The 20,558-nt window shown below is 66.0% G+C and carries 20 protein-coding genes; 14 read left to right on the forward strand and 6 right to left on the reverse strand.

The window, feature by feature from the left end:
- Positions 1–4 precede the first annotated feature (4 nt).
- Both ACFWHR_RS06785 and ACFWHR_RS06790 read right to left on the reverse strand, forming a co-directional pair.
- Complete coding sequence (locus ACFWHR_RS06785) at positions 5–937, reverse strand: LCP family protein (protein WP_382447505.1); 933 nt, start codon at positions 935–937, stop codon at positions 5–7.
- Between the two features lie 98 nt (positions 938–1,035).
- A complete protein-coding gene (locus ACFWHR_RS06790) occupies positions 1,036–1,905 on the reverse strand; it encodes a hypothetical protein (protein WP_382447506.1) in 870 nt (289 codons plus the stop codon).
- 291 nt (positions 1,906–2,196) lie between these two features.
- Between ACFWHR_RS06790 and ACFWHR_RS06795 the strand changes: the two genes are divergently transcribed.
- The 5 genes from ACFWHR_RS06795 to ACFWHR_RS06815 all read left to right on the forward strand — a co-directional run bounded on the left by ACFWHR_RS06795 (position 2,197) and on the right by ACFWHR_RS06815 (position 7,913).
- Positions 2,197–3,528, forward strand: a complete 1,332-nt coding sequence (locus ACFWHR_RS06795) for an MFS transporter (protein ID WP_382447507.1) — start codon at positions 2,197–2,199, stop codon at positions 3,526–3,528.
- Positions 3,529–3,575: 47 nt separating this feature from the next.
- On the forward strand, positions 3,576–4,679 hold the full coding sequence (locus tag ACFWHR_RS06800; RefSeq protein WP_382447508.1) for an enoyl-CoA hydratase/isomerase family protein: 1,104 nt from the start codon (positions 3,576–3,578) through the stop codon (positions 4,677–4,679).
- 69 nt (positions 4,680–4,748) lie between these two features.
- Positions 4,749–5,591: a DNA-methyltransferase gene (locus ACFWHR_RS06805; protein ID WP_382447760.1), complete on the forward strand. Its 843-nt coding sequence runs from the start codon at positions 4,749–4,751 to the stop codon at positions 5,589–5,591.
- Positions 5,588–7,165, forward strand: coding sequence for a PLP-dependent aminotransferase family protein (locus ACFWHR_RS06810; RefSeq protein ID WP_382447509.1), 1,578 nt, complete (start codon positions 5,588–5,590; stop codon positions 7,163–7,165). Before ACFWHR_RS06805 ends, ACFWHR_RS06810 begins: the two co-directional genes overlap by 4 nt.
- Positions 7,166–7,202: 37 nt before the next feature.
- The gene (locus tag ACFWHR_RS06815) at positions 7,203–7,913 is read left to right on the forward strand and encodes a metal-dependent transcriptional regulator (RefSeq protein WP_382447510.1); all 711 of its coding nucleotides are present in this window, start codon (positions 7,203–7,205) and stop codon (positions 7,911–7,913) included.
- Here the strand turns inward: ACFWHR_RS06815 and ACFWHR_RS06820 are convergent.
- Both ACFWHR_RS06820 and ACFWHR_RS06825 read right to left on the reverse strand, forming a co-directional pair.
- Positions 7,888–8,283, reverse strand: coding sequence for a DMT family transporter (locus tag ACFWHR_RS06820; protein ID WP_382447511.1), 396 nt, complete (start codon positions 8,281–8,283; stop codon positions 7,888–7,890). The two genes, ACFWHR_RS06815 and ACFWHR_RS06820, sit on opposite strands and share 26 nt — an antisense overlap.
- A 1-nt stretch (position 8,284) precedes the next feature.
- Positions 8,285–8,599: a DMT family transporter gene (locus ACFWHR_RS06825; RefSeq protein ID WP_382447761.1), complete on the reverse strand. Its 315-nt coding sequence runs from the start codon at positions 8,597–8,599 to the stop codon at positions 8,285–8,287.
- Between the two features lie 218 nt (positions 8,600–8,817).
- On the opposite strand from ACFWHR_RS06825, the gene ACFWHR_RS06830 reads away from it, so the two are divergent.
- The gene (locus ACFWHR_RS06830; RefSeq protein ID WP_382447512.1) at positions 8,818–9,474 is read left to right on the forward strand and encodes an asparagine synthase; all 657 of its coding nucleotides are present in this window, start codon (positions 8,818–8,820) and stop codon (positions 9,472–9,474) included.
- 11 nt (positions 9,475–9,485) lie between these two features.
- Here the strand turns inward: ACFWHR_RS06830 and ACFWHR_RS06835 are convergent, their stop codons facing one another.
- The gene (locus ACFWHR_RS06835; RefSeq protein ID WP_382447513.1) at positions 9,486–9,845 is read right to left on the reverse strand and encodes a GNAT family N-acetyltransferase; all 360 of its coding nucleotides are present in this window, start codon (positions 9,843–9,845) and stop codon (positions 9,486–9,488) included.
- 63 nt (positions 9,846–9,908) lie between these two features.
- Here ACFWHR_RS06835 and ACFWHR_RS06840 point away from each other — a divergent pair, with 63 nt between their 5' ends.
- The 7 genes from ACFWHR_RS06840 (at position 9,909) to ACFWHR_RS06870 (ending at position 17,623) form a co-directional block, all read left to right on the forward strand.
- The gene (locus tag ACFWHR_RS06840; RefSeq protein ID WP_382447514.1) at positions 9,909–10,472 is read left to right on the forward strand and encodes a hypothetical protein; all 564 of its coding nucleotides are present in this window, start codon (positions 9,909–9,911) and stop codon (positions 10,470–10,472) included.
- Between the two features lie 115 nt (positions 10,473–10,587).
- Positions 10,588–12,072, forward strand: a complete 1,485-nt coding sequence (locus ACFWHR_RS06845) for an adenosylhomocysteinase (RefSeq protein WP_382447515.1) — start codon at positions 10,588–10,590, stop codon at positions 12,070–12,072.
- 10 nt (positions 12,073–12,082) lie between these two features.
- Positions 12,083–13,399: an amidohydrolase family protein gene (locus ACFWHR_RS06850; RefSeq protein ID WP_382447516.1), complete on the forward strand. Its 1,317-nt coding sequence runs from the start codon at positions 12,083–12,085 to the stop codon at positions 13,397–13,399.
- Between the two features lie 115 nt (positions 13,400–13,514).
- On the forward strand, positions 13,515–14,351 hold the full coding sequence (locus ACFWHR_RS06855; protein ID WP_382447517.1) for an ABC transporter substrate-binding protein: 837 nt from the start codon (positions 13,515–13,517) through the stop codon (positions 14,349–14,351).
- Between the two features lie 6 nt (positions 14,352–14,357).
- Positions 14,358–15,233 (forward strand): amino acid ABC transporter permease, encoded by an 876-nt coding sequence (locus ACFWHR_RS06860; protein ID WP_382447518.1) that lies wholly within the window; start codon positions 14,358–14,360, stop codon positions 15,231–15,233.
- Positions 15,230–16,012, forward strand: a complete 783-nt coding sequence (locus tag ACFWHR_RS06865) for an amino acid ABC transporter ATP-binding protein (RefSeq protein ID WP_382447519.1) — start codon at positions 15,230–15,232, stop codon at positions 16,010–16,012. Before ACFWHR_RS06860 ends, ACFWHR_RS06865 begins: the two co-directional genes overlap by 4 nt.
- Positions 16,013–16,153: 141 nt before the next feature.
- Positions 16,154–17,623 (forward strand): MDR family MFS transporter, encoded by a 1,470-nt coding sequence (locus tag ACFWHR_RS06870; RefSeq protein WP_382447520.1) that lies wholly within the window; start codon positions 16,154–16,156, stop codon positions 17,621–17,623.
- Between the two features lie 110 nt (positions 17,624–17,733).
- On the opposite strand, the gene ACFWHR_RS06875 is transcribed toward ACFWHR_RS06870, so the two are convergent.
- Positions 17,734–18,648, reverse strand: a complete 915-nt coding sequence (locus ACFWHR_RS06875) for a LysR family transcriptional regulator (protein ID WP_382447521.1) — start codon at positions 18,646–18,648, stop codon at positions 17,734–17,736.
- A 123-nt stretch (positions 18,649–18,771) separates the two neighbouring features.
- Here ACFWHR_RS06875 and ACFWHR_RS06880 point away from each other — a divergent pair, with 123 nt between their 5' ends.
- On the forward strand, positions 18,772–20,439 hold the full coding sequence (locus ACFWHR_RS06880) for an aminotransferase class I/II-fold pyridoxal phosphate-dependent enzyme (RefSeq protein WP_382447522.1): 1,668 nt from the start codon (positions 18,772–18,774) through the stop codon (positions 20,437–20,439).
- Positions 20,440–20,558 lie beyond the last annotated feature (119 nt).

Consider the following 20,558-nt stretch of genomic DNA (forward strand, 5'->3'; position numbering starts at 1 on the left):
CTCGCTAGTGTGGCACCACGCACTCGGTGTTGAAGCCTGCGAGTGTCAGCGCACCGCGGCTGCTTTCATCCGCAAGAATCGCTCGGCCGTCGCCAATCTTGTTGGTGGGGAGCTCTGACACCTTCAAGCTGGCCTGCGAAAGGCGTTGTAACTCGCCGGGATGAAACCCGCCGCCCAAGCTGAGTGCATCGCTGCTTGACCAGACCGTGCGCACGAGGGTCGCGGGACCGGCCTCGCTGATAGACGTGCGCACGCCGTCGAGCAAGGTGGCGGCCCAAGCTGACCGTTGTTTCGCGCCGTCGGCTTCCGAGACTCCCTTCCAGCGACCGTCAATCAGCTGTTCGGGGTGGCGCGAGCGAACAAGCGCGAGGGCTGTGGTGCCGTCAATGGTTTGGCGACCCGCTCGCTCGATGCTGAGCTCTGCGGCAGTGTCCCGCACGGGGTGATCGACGTCAACGTCGACGCCGCCGAGCGCATCGATGGCATCGACGAATCCAGCGCCGTCGATCGACACGTACCGATCAACGGTGACCCCGATGGTGTCGCACACGCCCCGCATCAGCGATTCCGGACCGTCGAGGAGCTTCAGTGACATGGGCTCCCACGAACCGTCGAGCGACAACATGTCTCTGGGGATCGACACCGCTGAGGCGGTGCCAGTGGGGGAGAGACGCACGAGTACGATCGCGTCGGCCCGGGCTTGCCCGTCAGGCGTTTCGGCCTGCACGTCGGAATCGCTGCGTTCGATACCGGAGTCAGCGCCGACGAACATGTAGACGACGCCATCGTCTTGCGGTGTCGGTTCGGCTGTATCGCTGAATCCGAGCTCGGGCATCGACACCGGTGTAATGCGCGCGGCAACAGCGGCAGCAAACCCTGTCGCCGTGAGCACCAGCACGAGGAGCGTCGCCCCGCACACGCGAATGACACGCCGCAATACCCCCGACCTGGACGGGGGCTGCCCAGCCAGATCGGGGGTATTGGGTTTCGCGGTGGTACGCAGTTGAACTACCTATCTCAACGTATTTTTCGGAATTATCGGGCTGCGCGGGCCTTGCGGCGGCCGACGGCGACAGCGCCAGCGCCGAGCGCGAGCGCGGTCACGCCGCCGATGGTTGCGAGGGGAGCGAAGCTCTCGCCACCCGTGGTCGCGAGTGTACCGGGGGAGGCGGGGCGAGCAATCGCTGCCGGATCAACGGGCGTTGCAGCGCTGTTGTCGATCAAGTTGCCGCCGTTGCCGCCGCCTCCGGTGCCATCGGTGATTGTGAGCGGAGCGCTGAGCTCCGTGCCACTTTCTTCGCCGATGAAGACCACGTCGTACGCGCCGAGAGCGAGCGTGTTACCGAGGGTAATCTGGCCCAGGATCTCACCGACATCCGACGCGCTGACTGTGCCGAGGCTCTCGACGAGCACGCCATTCTGGCGGAACTCGACGCGAACCGACTCGTTGGGGGCGAAGCCAGCACCGCTGAAGTCGAACGATTCCAGCTGCTTCGCCTCGCTCACCGAGAGCTGCACGCCCGCGGCCTTGCTGACCCGCAGATCGGATGTCGCGTAGGCGAACTGATCGGCGTAGAGGTTGCAGTACGCGGCGACTTCGTAGACGCCGCTTTCGGAGGGAGCGTCGAGACTGATGCTCCAGGTGCCGTCGGCACTTGCGAAATCGGTCTTCATAATCGGATTGGCGGGATCATCGGTCGCGAGCACCGCGACCACTTCGCCTGGGGCACCGGTCGGATTGACGCAGTTTTCGCCCGACACGGTGAACGATGTCGCGCCGAGCGTGATCGCGGGAGCCAGGGTGATCGGATCGCCCTCCGCCGCCTGTGCGGCAGCGCCGCCAAATGCGAGTGCGGCGATCACGCCGAGTGCGGCCGCGCTGGCCAGCTTGTTCGTGAACTTCATGAGTTCTCCTGGGATTGTGAGTGAATAAGATAACGCGGCGTCAGCGCGCGTTTTTCGTCCTCTACACCCCTCGCAGCATCTTCCGAGTGCGCACAACTCGACGAGTCGAGGTGTGCGGTCAGAGTACGTTCCCCCTGCGGGCCGAACAACATGGAACTTCAGCCACGTAAAAGACTATGCCCAGGTGTTTAAAGTAGCAAGCACACAGTAAATGATGTGGAGACGCTCGTTGGGCGCAGAGGGCAAGAGTGGCGTCGAAGCGCCGCCTCTCGCGTGCACTACTCTGATGCGGTGAACGATCCCGCCAGCGAATCCGGAGCACGCAGACGAACGCTTCGATCTCTGCTGGTCGACACGACCCCACTGCGCGAGAGCCCGGCGTTCGCGAAACTGTGGACCGGAACTTCGATCGCTCAGATCGGTGCGCAGGTGACGATCGTGGCGGTTGGGTTGCATATTTACGAGCTCACGCGCTCAACGTTTGCGGTGTCGCTCGTCGCGCTGTGGGCGCTCGGACCCATGATTCTCGCGGGGTTCGTGGGCGGCGCGCTGGCCGACGCGTTTGACCGAAGACTGGTGGCACTGTGCACGGCAATTGCCGCGTGGCTCAGTATCGGCACCATGACCGTGATCGCCTTCCTCGATGTGCAGGTGACCTGGCCGTACTACGCCCTTGCTGCAGTGAACGCCGCATCGGCAACGATTATGGGTGCGACACGCGGCGCGATGCTGCCGCGGCTACTGCCGACACGGTTGCTGCCCGCGGCCGCGGCGCTGAGTGGCATCACGATGGGTCTTGCGATCACCGTCGGACCAGCAGTCGCCGGGGTGCTGGTCGCGAGCGTCGGAGTGCCGTGGACCTATCTGCTCGATGCGGTGCTGTTCACGGGCGCTTTCCTCGGCATCCTGAGTCTGCCGAGCATGGCCCCCGGCGGCGAGCGCGTGGCGCCAACGTTCCGCTCGGTTGTCGGGAGCCTCACGTTCCTGAAGCGCGCACCGAACGTGCGCGCGACGTTTATCTGGGACCTCGTCGCGATGATCTTCGGCACGCCGCGCGTCGTATTCCCCGCAGCGGGTGCGCTCGTGCTGGGCGGTGGCCCCATCACCGTCGGCGTGCTGACCGCGGCCTTCGCTGTCGGTGCGCTGCTGAGCGGTCTCTTTTCTGGCCCCCTCGGCGGTGTGCGCCGGCAGGGTCGCGCAGTCACCCTCGCGATCGCGACGTTCGGTGTGTTCACCGCGCTGTTCGGGCTGGTGCTGCTCGTCACGGCGACGACGTCCGGCGTCAGCGAGCGCACCGATGAACCGATTATTCCGGCGATCATTTGCGCTGGGCTCGCACTCGCCGGCACGGGAGCCGCCGACAACGTCAGCGCGGTCTTCCGCACGACGATCTTGCAGGCTGCGGCTCCTGACGACGTGCGCGGTCGCATGCAGGGCCTCTTCTATGTGGTCGTGGCGGGTGGACCACGTGTCGGCGACCTGCTCGCCGGTGGCATTGCGACGCTCGTTGCGCTGTGGGCGCCCGCGCTGTTCGGCGGAATCGTGATTCTCGGCATCATGCTCGTGCTGCTGCGCACTGCGCGCGGGTTTCAACGGTACGACGCGCTGCACCCGACCCCGTGAACGCTCGCTTCGCTCGCTGCTGCGGCCCCCGATGATACGGTGCTGAGATGAGCGACGCAGCGCACTCGCAGTCCGGTAGCAGCGACGCACCCCTGGTGCTGGTGCGTCGAGACGGAGCGATCACGCACCTCACGCTGAACCGGCCGCGCGCCATCAACGCCCTGAATACTTCGATGTTCGCTCAGCTCACGAATGCGGTCGCCATAGCGCAGCAAGACGGGTCTGGCGCGATCCTGCTCGACGGTGCCGGCGAGCGTGGATTCTGCGGCGGGGGAGACATCAAAGAGATCTCGAGCGGCTCGGCGCGCACGATTCTCGCGGCCGAATACCGGCTCGACTACGCAATCGCGACCTCTTCACCCCCGGTGGTCGGCATTATGGATGGCATCACTATGGGAGGTGGGATCGGCCTCACCGGGCACGCGGCGCTGCGCGTCGTCACCGAGCGCAGCAGACTCGCCATGCCAGAGGCGCGCATCGGCATTGTGCCAGACGTCGGCGGCCATCTACTGCTTGCTCATGCCCCCCACCGACTGGGTGAACTTCTCGCCATCACCGCTGGAGACATGACCGCTGGCGATGCGATCGCGCTCGGATTCGCCGACGCCTTCGTGCCGACGGAGCGCCTTGACAGCCTGCGCGCCGCGCTCGCCGCTGGGGAACATCCGAACGCCGCGGTAGACGCCGCGCGCGAGCCCGCGCCCGTATCCGCGTTGCTCAACGCGCGTGACTGGTGGACGCCGATTGCCGAGGCGGCGCTCGGGGATGGCGAGCTCGCTGCCAGCTCAGACCCCGTCGGCGCGGCACAGCGACTCATTCGCGCCCTCGAGTCGAGCACCCACGCGCACGCGGCGAGCACCGCGAAGGCCGTGCGCACCATGAGCCCGACTTCGGTCGCCGTGACGCTCGCTCAGATCGACCGCACGCGGCGGTTGAAGCTGCGACTGCCTGAAGTGCTCGCCGACGACCTGCGGACGCTTGGACGGCTCGCGGCCATGCCCGATTTCGCGGAGGGTGTGCGCGCGCAGATTATCGACAAGGATCGCAATCCGCGCTGGTCACCAGCTCAGGTCGAGCACCTCGACCCGGCAGTGATGGCCCGTGTGCTCGATCCGCTGCCCGCGCTCGGGGAGGAGCCGCTCGCGTTCTAACGTGGCCGCGGTGGACAGTACCCTGGAGGGGTGAGTGAGCCCTGGAACGCCGACGGGCCGAGTCGGGTGATGCGCGGTGATAATTTGACGATCCTGCGCTCACTCCCGACAGCCGCGTTCGCCGTTGCGTACCTCGACCCGCCGTTCAACACGGGTCGTGTGCAGCAGGCAGAGCGAGTGCGCGGTACGCGCGTTTCAGACTCGGAGTCGCCGTCGGAGCTGGCGGAGCCGGGCAGTCGGCTCGGGTTTCGCGGTCAGGGCTATCGGGTCACGCGCGAAATGACCCTTGGATACGACGATCGTTTCGGCGACTACTGGGAGTTTCTCGAACCGCGACTCGAAGAGACCTGGCGGCTGCTCTCGCCGGATGGGTTGCTCTATCTGCACCTCGACTATCGCGAGGTGCACTACGCAAAAGTGCTGCTTGACGCCCTGTTCGGCCCTGAGTGCTTCATCAATGAGATCATCTGGGCCTACGACTATGGCGCGCGCACAAAGCGTCGGTGGCCTGCAAAACACGACAATATCTTGGTGTACGCGAAACACCCGGACTGGTATTACTTCAATGCTGAGGCCGTGGATCGCGAGCCGTATATGGCCCCCGGTCTTGTGACCGCTGAGAAAGCTGCACTCGGCAAATTGCCCACTGACACCTGGTGGCACACGATCGTCTCTCCAACGGGAGGGGAACGCACGGGCTACCCCACTCAGAAACCGGCGGGTATCTTGCGCCGCATCATTCAGGCCTCGACGCGTCCGGGCGACTGGGTGCTCGACCCGTTCGCCGGGAGTGGCACGGCCGGTGCGGCGGCGGCTGAGCTGGATCGTCGCTTCCTGCTGATCGACGACAATCCCGAGGCGATCGATGTGATGCGCGCCAGACTCGGCAGTACTGGCACGGTGTTTTCATGACCGGCGCAAACGCGGAGAAGCGCGCAAACGACGGGACACGGCAGACGCTGGCGCCGGATCGCGCACCCGCCGCCCGAGGTCGCGCCGCAGGCGGGTTTCCCGTACACCTCGACCGCCACTCGGACACACCGCTGCCGGTACAACTCGCCGGAGCTCTGCGCGAAGCCATTGACGCGACGGTGCTGCGGCCGGGGGAGACGGTGCCCGCGACGCGCGAACTCGCGCGACGCCTCGGGGTAGCGCGGGGCGTTGTTGTCGCCGCTTACGAGCAACTCATTGGTGAGGGCTATCTGGCCGCGTCCCAGGGCCGCGGCACGCTTGTACACCCCGATTTGGCGCGCACCCAGCTCGACGCGGTGCGCCTTGCGGGAGGCGAATCGGGCACGGCGCTTATTGCGACGGAAGCGGGTGTGGGCGCCGGTGTCAGCACGGGAGCCGGCGAACTTGTCTCGCTCGCGCCGCTTGCGCCCGGCGTGCCAATCACGGACGGCGTCGTGGGGTCAGCGTGGCGCGCCGCCTGGCGCGAGGCCGCCGCAGATGTGTCCGCCGCCTCGGCCGTGGCCCCGTCGCTCGGCAATCCGAAACTGCGACATGAGATCTCCGAGCATCTGCGTCGCATGCGCGGCACCCCACGCGCGGCTCTCGACGTGCTTGTTACGGCAGGCACGCGAGACGGACTCTGGTTGTTACTGACGGCTCTCGGCACCACACGCGGGCGCGATCTCGTGGTCGGCGTCGAAGATCCCGGTATCCCCTCACTGCGCGGCGCTGCTGCGCGCGCGGGCGCTCGCATCGTCGCACTCCCGGCCGACGGTGAGGGGCTCGACACCGGGCGACTCCCGGACGGCTTGCTCGACGCTGTGATCGTGACGCCGAGCCACCAGTATCCGCTCGGCGGCTCGCTGCCACTGGCGCGTCGGCGCGCCCTGATCACCTGGGCTCGGCGCAACGGCGTCGTCATCATTGAAGACGACTTTGATTCCGAACTGCGCTACACGGGCACACCGCTCCCCACACTCGCAGCGCTCGACGACCCCGAAACGGGGGTCGTTGTGCTCCTCGGAACGTTCTCACGCACGATCACCCCGGCGCTCTCGGCGGGCTATCTGCTCGCTCCAGCGGGGTTGCGCGCGCGCATAGAACCCGTGCGCCGAGACCTCGGTGGTCCTGTTTCGAGCGTCGTCCAGTCTGCGCTCGCGGCCTACCTCGCGAGCGGCGAATTGCGACGACACACGGCCCGCATGCTGCGGCGCTACGCCGCTCGACGTGACCTTGTCTCCGAGCGGCTCGCTGGCACAGAATCCGCGCGCGTTCGCCAGATGGACGGCGGGTTACACGCCGTCATCGAATTTTTGGACGACTCGGGACGCGCCCGCCGTCGAGAAGCTGCGGTCGTCGCCGCGACCGAGTCCGCAGGCTTGGGGGCGCAGGCGCTCGGTAGATACTGGCAACGACGGGGGAGCAACGCCGGCATGGCGGGGCTTGTGATCGGTGTGGGTGGTGCCGATGACGCCGCGTTTGACACTGCCCTCATCGAACTCCGAGCGATCCTCGACCGGTTCGCGCACGGGTGACCTGCCGGTCTCCCGTGGTGGCCGATATCCTGGTGCGGTGAGTGTCGACGATCTGTCTCCGAGCATGCAGAACTACCTCAAAGTGATCTGGGGTCTGCAAGAGTGGTCAGACGCGCCGATTTCGAACTCCGCCATCGCCGAGTCAGCGGGCGTCCGATTGTCGACTGTTTCTGATGCGCTTCGCAAGCTCTCAGACCTCGAATTCATTGGGCACGCGCGATACGGAAGCGTGACGCTCACCGACCTCGGACGCGTGCACGCAGTCGCCATGATTCGACGACACCGGTTGCTCGAGACATTCTTGGTGCGCCACCTCGAATACGAGTGGGACGAGGTGCACGATGAAGCCGATCGTCTCGAACACGCAGTGTCCGACGAGTTCATCGACCGGATGGATCGCGTGCTCGGCTTTCCAACGCGCGATCCACACGGTGACCCGATTCCGAGCGCTGCCGGGGCGGTGCACCGCCCCGATGCGATGCAGCTGCTCGCGGCGCCGGCGCCAAGTCGCGCTCGCGTCGAGCGTATTTCAGACGCTGACAACGGCATGCTGCAGTTCTTCGCTGGTCGTGGCATCGTGGTCGATGCAGTATTGCATCTGTTGCCGGGCGAGCCATACTCCGAGACGGTCACGGTTCGGGTTGGCGACGCAGCGAGCGAGCCAGAGACGCCGGTGAGTCTCGGACCCGCCGCCGCCGCCGCGGTGTGGGTGTCGCTTGAGGCTACGCAGGATCCTTCACGAACTTGAGTCCGATCACGCAGCCGATGATGCCCGCGAGAAACAGCAGCTTCAGCACGGACGGCGCCTCGGTTCCGAGCACCATTGACGCCCCCACCGTGAGTGCCGCGCCGAGCCCCGTCCAGATCGCGTAGGCGGTACTCACCGGGAGGCCGCGCATTGCGTAACCGAGCCCGATCATGCTGATCGGGTTTGCAATGAAAAACACGATGGTCGGCACGAGCACGGTAAATCCCTGCGCGTCGTGCAGAGCGAGCGCCCAGACCGACTCAAGAATCGCGCTGGCCAGCAGCACGATCCAGTGCGCCGGTCGAGCCACCTTGGGTGAGTCGCTTACCGGAGGTTTGACCGACGGCGAGAAACGAATCGCGCGAGCCATCTCAGCTCACCGCCTTCAGGCCGACGACGCAGGCAATGAGGCCGATGAGCAGCACCACTCGCAGCACCGTCGCGCGATCTTTACGCGTTGCCATGGCCCACGCCGCGGTCAGCACAGCGCCAATTCCCACCCAGACGGCGTACGCGGTGCCGACGGGAATCTGAGTCATGCCGTAGGCGAGTCCAGCCATGCTGGCGATGTATGCGGCCACAAACGTGACCGAAGGCCACAGCTTACGAAACCCCTTCGACGCATCGAGCGCCGTCGCCCAGACGGCCTCGAGCATGCCGCTCAGAATCAGTAATATCCACGCCACTGACATGACACTGTCCCTCTGGCAGTCGTCAATAGGCGGGTACTGCTCCCTCGTCCGCACCCCAAATTTCGGGGTCCCTTCCAGTGTTGCACGAATGGCTTGGCGGGGAAAGTGCGCGTGCTTCCGCATCGACGCGCGGGTCGCCGATCTCGATCTGTGGGATGTCGGTCGAGTAGGAGATAATGGTCGAGTGCCCACTCGGGCCCGGAAGGAGCGCGGTGTTCGGCTGGTTCAAGAAGCGCAAGCGAGGTTCATCGCGCCCACCGCGGCGGCTGCCTCGGCGAGTGCTCGCGCCGGTTGAAGACATTGTGGAGCAGGGTCTGCTCGTCGCTGACGTCGCAGTTCGCATGACCGTGAAGAACGCGATCATCATGAACGCGCTGAAACGCCACGTCGACTATGACGCCGATCAAATTATTGACATGGTGCGCACCACGACCATCGACCTCGCTGAAGAGCGCGAGCGAGACGCTGCACACATCTCGCGCATGCGCGGCGAGATTCGTGACACCGGCCGCAGCTCGTGGAGTGAGTCCGACTACGGCAATGACGACAACCGCACGCTGCGCCACCGCCAAGAGGTGTACGAAAAAGTCGCCGAAGAGCTGCGCGCCCGCGCCGCGGACGACACCTATCTGAATACGGCGGCTGAGCGCGCTCGCGAGATGGCGTGGGACGAAATCGGAACATCACTGGCTGACCGCGCTGAGCACCCGTACTACAGCGGTGGCAACAATGACGAGTACCGCGAAGAGCGCGAGAGCCGCATTCAGCAACTCATTGAAAAAGATCTGACGGCGCTGATCCAACAGGGCACGCCCGCGCCCGCGAAGGTGCGCAAGTTCAAGCGGAAAGACAAAGACTCAGACGCGTGAGACCGCGTCGGTTAGCTCGCTGATTCGCCAGAATCTGCCGAGTCGGCCTGCGCTGCGAGCAACTCGGGGTGCCGCTGCAGGTAGCCGTCGATGAACCAGCATGATGCTTCAATTCGGCGCTCGCCGACCGCTTCGCCCGTGACAGCGCGACGCGCGAGAAGCCCTGACAGGCCGTTTCCGCGCAGCTCTGGAGCAACGACGGTGTGGTCGAAGTCAATGACATCGTTGCCTCGCAGGGCGTAGTGCGCCTCGCCGACGACGCGCCCGCCATCTGGACCGCTTGCCGTGATGACGTAGCGGCTGCGGTCTGGCTCGTGCGTGATAGTGAATCCGGCTGCCGCTGCGTCTGCTTCGTTCAGATATCTCGCCATGGGGCAAGCCTATCCCCGCCTCGGTCTCGCGGCGAGGCCCGCTCGCGACGGTAGTCTCGGAGCATGCGTCACACCCGTCGTTTCAGCGCGAGCCTCGGCATCGCCCTGGTCGTGCTCGCGACGGTCGGCTGCTCTGCGCCCGAGCCAACGCCGAAGCCAGAGTCACTCACGGTGAGCCGCGCGGGAGCCGTGTATTTGGACGCGGTGTGCCCGGTGAACGACGCGTGGGACACCGCTGATGTCGAGCTGGATCAATTGCGGCTTGCCGTGAGTCGCGACCTGTCGCCCAGCACGAAAAAGTTCTCCGCGGCCATGACCGACGTCGCCGAACAGAGTGCAATCGCGAAGAAAAAGCTCACGTCGCCGAAGCGCACCTGGCCCGCAGTCGCTGACGCCCCCGTCGCAGAAGTTGCAGACACTCTCGAAACGGATCGGGTGCAGGCGCAGCGAGTCGCGAAGCTCACAGCGGCGAAGGCCATTGCGTATGACTGGGCGGGAGCGGAAGAAATCGGAACTGCGGCAGCCGCTGCGCGCGCCGCACTCCAGCTTCCTGCCGATGCAGACTCGGCGTGTGCACAATGGGAGAACACCCTCGACAATAAGCGGACGACTGATGCCGATGAGTAATTCGTCGAGCCTCGTCATCGAACGAGTAATTCGAACTGCGGCACGTGCCGGTAACCGGCTCATCGCCGGGAGCACCGCATCGATAAGCGTTGCTGATGCCGGCGTGAGGTCCGCCTTGACCCACGCGCTGCAGCGGATGGGCGCGCGATTGCGCGAGTCGACTGTCCCCGTAGACTTTGCATTCGTCGATCACGTCGAACAGGTGGAACACGCTGAGTCGCCGATGGCTTACCGCGATCGGCTGCCCGGTGTGATCGTCGGGCTCGATGGCAGCCTGCGAAACCCGCGGGGGGCGAGCGCTGCGGCGCGGATCGCGTGGGCGGCGACCGGCATGCCTGCGACCACGGCACTCGCCGCTCGGCTGGGCGCGAAACGGGCTGACGCTGCTCTCGGCGGCGCTGGACTGCGGATTGGCGTCAGCCTCGTGCTCGAGCCGAAGACAGCCGCCTTCGCGCGTGTGCTCGCCGACGCCGGCTGCGCCGTCGCGGTGTTCAGCGCGGTGTCAGAGACCGACCCAGAAATCGCCGCCGAGCTCGCGCGCGACGAGCGCATAGCGGTGTTCGCGCCGACGGCGGCCGTCGCGGATACCGCACTCGAGATCGATGCTGCTCACGCCGCGGCGATACTCGACTGGTCGCCAGACCTGCTCATCGATGACGGAGCGCATCTGGTGCGGCTCGCACACACGGAGCGCCCGGCGGCGGTCGCAACGCTGCTCGGCGCGGCCGAGGAGACCACGAGCGGCGTGCGGCCTGTGCGTGAAATGGCGGCGCTCGACGAACTGCGCATTCCGGTGATCGCGGTCAACGACGCGCGCACGAAGACCGATTTCGACAATCGAATCGGCACCGGCCAGTCGTGCGTGTTTGCCATTGCAGACGTGCTCGATGGTGCAGCTCCGCGCCCATACGCGGGCATCGCCGGATCGCGCTGGGCCGTGATCGGGTATGGGCCGGTCGGGCAGGGCGTTGCTCAGTTCGCTGCGGCGCTCGGCGCAGAGATCGTGGTGATCGAGCAGGATCCGGTGCGCGCGCTGCTCGCGATCCACGACGGCTACGAGGCGGCACCCGGTGCGTCGGCGCTGCCGAACGCCGACGTGGTCGTCAGCGCGACGGGGGTCTGGCACACGCTGGGCTCCGAGGCGATGGCGACGCTGCGGGACGGCGCAGTTGTTGCGGTCGCTGGCGGCATCGACGATGAGATCGCACTCGACGATATGCGGTCCGCGGGCTGGTCAATGCGCGAGATCGGGCCAGGCATTGCCGCGTGGCGCGGCCCTGGAACCGAGTCGGTGCACGGGGTACGTGTGCTCGCCGCGGGCGGCGGAATCAACTACACGGCGGGGGAGGGAAACCCCATCGAGGTCATGGACCTCTCGTTCGCCACCCAGATCGCAGCGCTCATGCGGCTGCTCGAAACATCGCCGGCGCCAGGAGTGCACCTGCTCTCGGCAGCGGACGAGCATCTCGTCGCTGAGGCCGCTTTGACCGCTCGCGGCGGCGGCGTCGACCCCGCAAGTAACAGCGCGCGTGCGGGCGGCGCGGCGCAACCCTGGCGAGTCCACCGCTATCGCGCAGCCGGGCGGCCCGAGACGCCCTAGACTCGTGCGGGTGAACCCCGCACCCGCCATTGTTGTCTACAGCGCAGCCCTCGTTTTTCCCGTCACCAGCCCGCGCATTGTCGACGGCGCTGTCGCGGTGCAGGGGGACCGCATTCTGCACGTCGGCGACCGCCGCTGGGTGCTCGAGGTGCTCGATGAGCGCGGCGCGGAGTATCGCGAAGAGCACTGGGACGGCGTGCTGGCGCCCGGGCTCGTGAATGCGCACACTCACCTGCAGTACACCGGGATGCGCGAGGTCGCGTCACGGAACTACACGGGATTCGACCACTGGGGCGACGCGTTTGACACCGTCTACGCACGCGAATCGCACGACTGGCGAGCCGCCGCCGCCGAGGGCGCGCAGCTCTCACTCGCTGCCGGCGTTACCGCCGCGGCTGACGTGGTGACCGACCGTGATGCGCTTGGGGCGCTGCACGATGCCGGCATGCACGGCATCGCCTACTGGGAGGTGTACGGCGCAAATAACGCTGATTGGACGCCAGAGGCAAAGGCCGAAGTGCGAGAGCAGATTCGGCAGATACCGACGCCGCCCGGCGCTGGAGTTTCACCTCATGCGCCGTACTCGCTCGAGGTGCAGCCGCTGCTCGAACTCCCCGACATCGTGCGCGAGGAGGGGCTGCGACTGCACATTCACCTCGCTGAAGCGCACATGGAGCGGGAATTCGACGGTATCGACGGCTACGTCGGCGCCGGCCCTGGCGGCCACGGTGCCTGGCCCGAGCTCGGCGCAGACAGCTTCCGCGCGCTGCGCTCACACGGTATCGGGGTGTCGTCGACCCAGTTCGTCGACCATCTCGGAGTGCTCGGCCCCGACTGTCACATCGCTCACGGCGTTTACGTCAGCGCCGACGATCGCGCGCTGTTGCGCGCACGCGGCACGAGCGTCGCCCTGTGCCCGCGTTCGAACGAGGTCATCGGCCTCGACATGCCACCCGTCGCGGCGTATCTGCGCGAGGGCAATGCGATTGCCGTTGGCACCGATTCGCTCTCATCGTCGCCGTCACTCGATCTGCTCGCCGATGTGGCAAAGCTCTACCGGGTGGCTCGCGAGCAAGGGTATCGAGGCGACGACCTGCACCAGCGGTTGCTGGGGGCGGCAACGCTGGGCGGCGCGACCGCGCTCGGTTTGAACGTGGGCAAGCGCCGCATCGGGCAGCTGGGAGTGGGCGCCATGGCCGATCTGGCGTTCTTCGATCTTCCAGTGCACGACGCCGAAGCGGCGCTCGCGGAGCTCGTCGAGGCCGGTGCCGGTCGCGCGCGTCGCACGGTCGTTGGCGGCGTAGAACTGTATCGCGCGAGCGTGTGACGCCCGGTGACTGAGCAGGCACCCGGGCATCGCTGCGTGAGCCCCGAAGTCTCATAGAATAAACGACGTCTTGATCCGCGCCGTTCTGCGCGTTCGCCAGTAGCCAAGGAGTTCCATGTTCCGCACGTCTCGTCTCGCCGCCGCCGTTGCCGTCGGGGCCGCCGCGATGCTCGCACTGTCTGCCTGCTCGGGTGGTGCCACGGATTCCGGTGATGATGCCGGTGTGGCTGCCGTCACTGAGGGCAAGCTCACGATCGCTACGGGCGAGCCTGCATACGCGCCGTGGGTGCTCGACGACGCCCCCGAGAACGGCGAGGGCTTCGAATCTGCCGTAGCCTACGCGGTCGCCGATCAGATGGGCTACGACAAGAGCGACGTGGAGTGGGTGCGCACGAGCTTCGACGCTGCCATTGCGCCGGGTCCCAAGGACTTTGATCTCAACATCCAGCAGTTCTCGGTCAGCGAGGATCGCGCGAAGGCCGTGGACTTCTCGACGCCGTACTACACGACGACCCAGGCCGTGGTCGCCGCGGGCGGCACAGACGCGGCGAAGGCAAAGAGCATCGCTGATCTGAAGGACGCAGTCATCGGTGTCGCTTCGGGAACCACCTCGCTCACCGTCGCTGAAGACGTGATCGCCCCGTCGCAAGACCTGCAGGTCTTCAACAGCGTCGATGACGCGGTGGCAGCGCTGCAGAACGGCACGATCGACGCCCTCGTTACCGATCTGCCCGGCGCGTTCTACGTGCGCGATGCGCAGCTCGACGACGGCGTGATTGTCGGTCAGCTTGATTCAGCCAAGGGCGGCGATGATTTCGCCTTCGTGCTGCCGAAGGACTCCTCACTCACCGCCGACGTTTCGAAGGCTGTTGATGCGCTCCGCGAGAACGGCACGCTTGATGACCTCACCGCGAAGTGGATCGCCGATCAGGGCGCTCCTGTCCTGAAGTAGCCCCGGGTGTCGCAGGTTCACACATCGAGCGGCCCCGCGGCGTTCGAGCCCAGCGCGATCGAGCTCGAACGGAGGGGGTTTCGCAGCGCCAGAAAACGTCAGTCGATCCTCGTCAGCATCGCGAGCACGCTGGTATTTGCCGCCGTCATTGTCGTGGTGCTGATTAACAGCCCCGGGTGGGAAGCGGTGCGCACGACGTTCTTCGACTGGGGTGTCGCGCGTGATGCGTTCCCGCGCGTCATTAAGGGCCTGTGGCTCAACATTCAGGTGCTCTTCGTTGCTGCCATCGGAGTGGCGATCCTCGGCACGCTCCTCGCGGTTGCGCGCACGCTCAAGGGCGCGGTGTTCACCCCGATCCGGCTACTGGCCGCCGGATACACGGACCTGTTTCGTGGCATCCCCGTGCTGCTCGTGCTGTACCTCGTCGGATTCGGCATCCCGGGGCTCGAACTCACCGGACGGCTCCCCGCGCAGTTCTGGGGCACGGTCGCGCTGATCCTCTGCTATTCAGCGTACGTAGCCGAGGTGCTGCGAGCTGGCATTGACGCAGTGCACCCCTCGCAGCGGCTCGCCGCTCGTTCGCTGGGGCTGAGCCACGCCAAGACCCTGCGTCTCGTCGTCATGCCGCAGGCCGTGCGCAAGGTGACTCCGGCGCTCATGAACGACTTCGTCTCACTGCAGAAAGACGTCGGTCTGATCTCGGTGCTCGGCGCGGTCGACGCGATTCGCGCCGCCCAGATAGAGTCCGCGTCGAGCTATAACTTCACGCCCTACGTGCTTGCCGGCCTCCTTTTCGTGCTGCTGTCGCTGCCGTTCATCAGGCTCACCGACTGGATTACGGCTCGGTCTCAGCGCCGCGAGCAGATCGGGGGAGCAGTATGAGTGGGCACGGCCAGGAACAGGGCCACCATCAGGATCAGCCGGTGCTCGACGTGCGCGGAGTGCACAAGCGATTTGGCGATCAGCACGTGCTGCGCGGCATCGATCTGACAGTGCGCCGCCACGAGGCCGTCGTGCTGATCGGGGCCTCCGGTTCGGGCAAGTCGACGCTCCTCAAAACCATCAATTTGCTTGAGCAGGTCGACGACGGGCGCATCGTGCTCGCCGGCGATGACATCACCGATCCCCGCGTGAACGTCGACGCCGTGCGCGCACGCATCGGCGTGGTCTTCCAGCACTTCAACCTGTTTCCGCACCTGTCGGTCATTGAGAACGTCACCCTCGCGATGCGCAAAGTCTTTGGCTCGAGCCGCGCCGAAGCTGACCGGGTCGGACTCGACCTGCTCTCACGCATCGGGCTCGGTGACAAGGCCAATGAGTACCCCGACCGGCTCTCGGGTGGGCAGCAGCAGCGCGTCGCAATTGTGCGAGCCATCGCGACGAACCCCGAGCTGCTGCTGCTCGACGAGATCACGAGCGCGCTCGATCCGCAGTTGGTTGGCGAGGTGCTCGATCTCGTGAGCGAACTCAAAGCGACGGGCTCGACGATCGTCATGGCGACGCACGAGATGTCGTTTGCGCGTCGGGTCGCCGACCGAGTGGTGTACCTGAAAGACGGTGTCATCATCGAGTCGGGCACTCCCGAGCAGATTTTCGAGCATCCCACGCGGCCTGAAACCCGAGAGTTTCTCGCGCGGCTCGGCGATCCGTTCGGGCGGTAACTCCGCGCCTCGGAGGCGTAAATAATCGGTGAACGCGGGAATGATAGTTCCTCACCGTGGGTTAAGGTTGTAGATCTGCCTACGAGAAGCTGTGCGCTTCTCTTTGGGGGCAGCGATTAACTTTTCAAGGAGCCCCAACTTTTGACCCCCGATACCGCCTCAGTGCGGCTACCGAAAACCTCAGATGAGACGATAGATCCCGCGGGCATGCGCGTGATCTGGCTGCTGCTGGTTGCAGCCTTCGTGGCGATCCTGAACGAGACGACGATGGCCATCGCCATCCCCGAGCTCAACAAGACGCTGGGCATTCCACCCGAGCTCGGCCAGTGGCTGACTAGTGCGTTCATGCTCACCATGGCCGTCGTCATTCCGACGACCGGCTTCCTCCTGCAGCGCTTCACCACACGTCAGGTCTTCCTGGCGGCGATCAGCACGTTTGTGCTCGGCACCGCGATCTGCCTCGTTGCGCCCGGCTTCGAAATGCTGCTCGCCGGTCGCGTCGTGCAGGCCGCGGGCACCGGCATCATGATGCCGCTGCTCATGACCACCATCATGAACGTTGTTCCGGCGCGCTCGCGCGGCCGCATGATGGGTCGCGTCGGGCTTGTCATCAGCCTCGCTCCGGCCCTCGGCCCGACCCTTTCGGGTGTCGTACTCGACACGCTCGGCTGGCGCTGGCTCTTCGGCATCATCTTGCCGATCGCTGTCGTTGCGCTGCTGCTCGGCGCGAAGTGGATGACGAATCTGGGCGAGACCACGCAGGCGCCGATTGATGTACTGTCAATTGTGCTCTCAGCGCTCGCGTTCGGTGGCATCGTGTTCGGACTGAGCCAGATTGGTGGCCACGGTGCTTCCGCTGGCGCTTCTTCGCCAGGAGTGATCATTGCAGTCGGCGCAATCTTCTTGGCCCTGTTCGTGTGGCGTCAGCTATCACTGCAAAAGAAGAATGATGCGCTGCTCGACCTGCGTGTGTTCCTTTCGCGTAACTACGTCATCTCGGTTGTCATCATGGCGGTCGTCTCGCTCGCGATGTTCGGCACGTTCTCGTTGCTGCCGCTCTACCTGCAGAACGTGGCGGGCCTCGACCCGACGGCGGCGGGTCTCGTGCTGTTGCCCGGTTCCGTACTGATGGGCGTCCTCGGTCCCGTCATGGGCCGCGTGTACGATTCGCGCGGGCCTCGCACGCTGCTCGTACCGGGCACAATCCTGATCGCGGGTGCGATGTTCGTGTACTCGACAGTGGGCACTCATACCCCGATGTGGTTCCTGATGCTCGTGCAGATCGCAATGTCGCTCGGCCTCGCGGGATCGTTCACGCCGCTCTTCTCAGCGTCGCTCGGATCGCTGGATCGTTCGCTCTACTCGCACGGTTCGGCGGTGCTCAATACACTGCAGCAGGTGGGCGGCGCGGCAGGTACTGCCGTCTTGATCTCGATCTACTCGAGCGCACTGCACGCCGGTGAGGCCGAGGGTCTCTCGACTCCCGACGCCGGAGCTCCGGGCGCGCACGCGGCGTTCTTCACCGCGGCGTGCATCGCGCTGGTGCCTGTTGTGCTCTCGTTCTTCGTGAAGAAGCCAGAGGAAGACGGGGCGTCGCACGGCGGTCACTGACCGTCACTGGTGATCACCGAGTAGCCCAAAAGCGGGCCCACTCCGCGATACCAACGGCGGCTGCGGGAGCAAGTGCTCCTGTAGCCGCCGTTGTCGTTTTCTCGGCTTGCCTAGCCCAGCGCGCTGATTGATCTGCGAACAGCTTCGGCGAGCTGGCGCACCGCTGCCGATGGGCCACCGGGCCCCGCTGGCGCGGCGAGCAGCAGCTCGCGCGCGAACATCGGGTCGTCAATGGGCCTGAGCACTACGCCCTCGGGCGGGTTGAAGCTGACGAGGCTCGGCACGAGCGCTACGGCCATGCCAGCGGCGATCAACCCGAGCACGACCGAGTAGTCGTCCGTGCGAATCGCGACGTTGACCTGCAACCCCTCAGACTCAAACACCTCGCGCACGAGGTCGTCGAGCGTGTCACCGGGGGTCGACCCCATCACCCAGCTGTCGTCGGCGAGAGTGAGCAGGCTGCGGCGATCGAACGAGGTTTGCGAGGCGGCGGGGTGCGACGCGGGAAGCGCGAGCAGCATCGGGTCGGTGAACAGGTGCGTGGTGTGCACCTCAGAGCGAAACGGAAGCCGATAGCCGCCGGCGGCGTACACGAGTGCCGCGTCGAGCGTGTGCTGGTTGACGCGCGTGATGAGCGGTGCGAGCTCTTCGAGTGTCGCGTCGAGCTCAATGCCCAGCTCGGCCACGCGGCTCGCGATACCCGGCAGTAGGCGAGACGCCGCGGTCGGGAACGTGCCGAACCTCAGTCTGATTTTGCCGAGCTGTGCGAGATCGCGCACGTCCGTGAGGGCTCGGTCGGCGAGGCTTAAGATCTCATCTCCGCGCTCGAGCATGAGGTGCCCGGCCGTGGTGAGCTTGCTGCCGCGCGTGCTGCGCGTGGTGAGATCGGTGCCCACGAGCCGATCAAGGTTGCGCAGGTGATAGTCGACCGTGGGTTGGCTCCACCCGAGGCGTTTTGCCGCGCGTGCGACGGATCCCTCTGACGCGACGGCGCTCAGCGCCTGGAGCTGACGGAAGTCGATCACTCGGTACCTCGGTTTCCCTGGAACAACAGGGCCGATTTGCCCCGTCGCGATACATACAGTCTATGGCTGCCGCGAGTCGAATGCGGGCTTCCGGCGCGGCCGCCGAGCGGCCAATCTGGAGGAATGCTGGATCAGGAATCTCGTTTCGACCCCCGTCAGTCGCCTCTCGGCCACGAATCGCAGGGCGCTGCGTCGCGGGCGACTGTCGCCGCGCTCGCGCCGCGCGCGAGCCGTGCAGATGCGAGCCACGCCGATGCGAGCCGTGCAGATTCGAGCCGTGCAGAGAAGCGTCGCCCGGCTGTGTCAGAGGCCCAGCGCACCGCTCCCTACGCTGACGCCCTGCGGCACTTCGCTGATGCGAAACCGATGTCGCTCATGGTGCCCGGCCACGGCAGCGGCGCTGAGCGCGGTGCGGAGCACCTCGCCGGTTTGTTTGGCGACCGCGTTCCCGCCGTCGATATTCCGCTCATGCTCGAGGGTATCGACCTCGGCGAGGACTCACCGCTCGTGCGCGCGCAGCAGCTTGCAGCGGAGGCGTGGGGCGCAAAGCGCAGCTGGTTCCTGACGAACGGTGCCTCGCAGGCGAACCGTACGGCGGCAATCGCTGTGCGCGGGCTGGGCGAACGCGTGCTGGTGCAGCGGAGCATGCACTCGAGCTTCACCGACGGCGTACTGCTGTCCGGACTGATCCCGGCGTTCGTGCAGCCAGCGGTTGATGCGCACCACGGCATCGCCCACGGGCTCACCCCCGAGGTGCTCGACGAGGCGCTGAAGCGCGAGGCCGAGGCGGGCCGCGCGGTGTCGAGCGTCTACGTTGTCTCTCCGAGCTACTTCGGCTCGACCGCCGACGTCGCAGGCCTCGCCGAGGTCGCGCACGCGCACGACGCCGCGATTATCGTCGACGGCGCCTGGGGAGCCCACTTCGGCTTCCACCCGGGGCTGCCCGACTCGCCCGCGCGACTCGGAGCCGATCTCGTGGTCTCGAGCACGCACAAGCTCGCGGGTTCCCTCACGCAGTCGGCCATGCTGCACCTCGGGGAGGGCCCGTTTGCGGATCGGCTCGAACCGCTCGTCTCCCGCGCGTACTCGATGACCGCCTCCACCTCGATGAGCAGCATCTTGATGGGCTCGCTCGACGAAACGCGTCGTGCGCTCATGATGGGCGAGGAGCGCATCGGCGAGGCGCTGCGAGCGGCGGACGAAATTCGGGATCGGCTGCGCGACGATGAGCGTTTCTCGATTATCAGCGATGGCTTCGACGCGTTCGCCGACATCGTTGACGTCGATCGATTGCGGATCCCCATCGACGTGTCAGCACTTGGGCGCAGCGGCCACTGGGTCCGCGGACGCATGAGCACCGAACACGGTATCTATCTGGAAATGTCGACCGCAACGAGCGTGGTTGCCGTTATTGGCGCACTCACGACGCCCGATGCTGATCGTGTACTCACCGCGTTCGACGAGGTCGCCCGCACGGCGCTCGCTGATCCCGACCCGATTGCTGCGGGGGAGTCCTTCCCCGAGCTCCCCGCTCCGGGGGCACTTCGCGCGCTCCCGCGCGATGCCTACTTCGGCGAGAGTGAAGTCGTCGCGGCGGTCGACGCAATCGGACGAGTGTCAGCCGACACCCTTGCCGCCTATCCGCCTGGCATCCCCAACCTGCTCCCTGGCGAAGAGGTTACCGCTGAAACGGTCGCGTTCTTGCAGGCGGTTGCTGCGTCACCGACCGGCTATGTGCGCGGCGCGGTCGATACCGCCGTGTCGGGCATCCGCGTCGTTCGGGCGCAATAGCCCCGGGCGGCGGGCACGTGCTCGCCGCTGCCGCTGACGGTGCCGTTGCCCATGGGCGGTGACAGGCGGCATTGACACGCGGCGTTAATAAGCACAGAGGGGCGGCGATCCTGAATCGG

It is taken from the genome of Leucobacter sp. NPDC058333, from assembly GCF_042726155.1.
Lineage (GTDB): Bacteria > Actinomycetota > Actinomycetes > Actinomycetales > Microbacteriaceae > Leucobacter.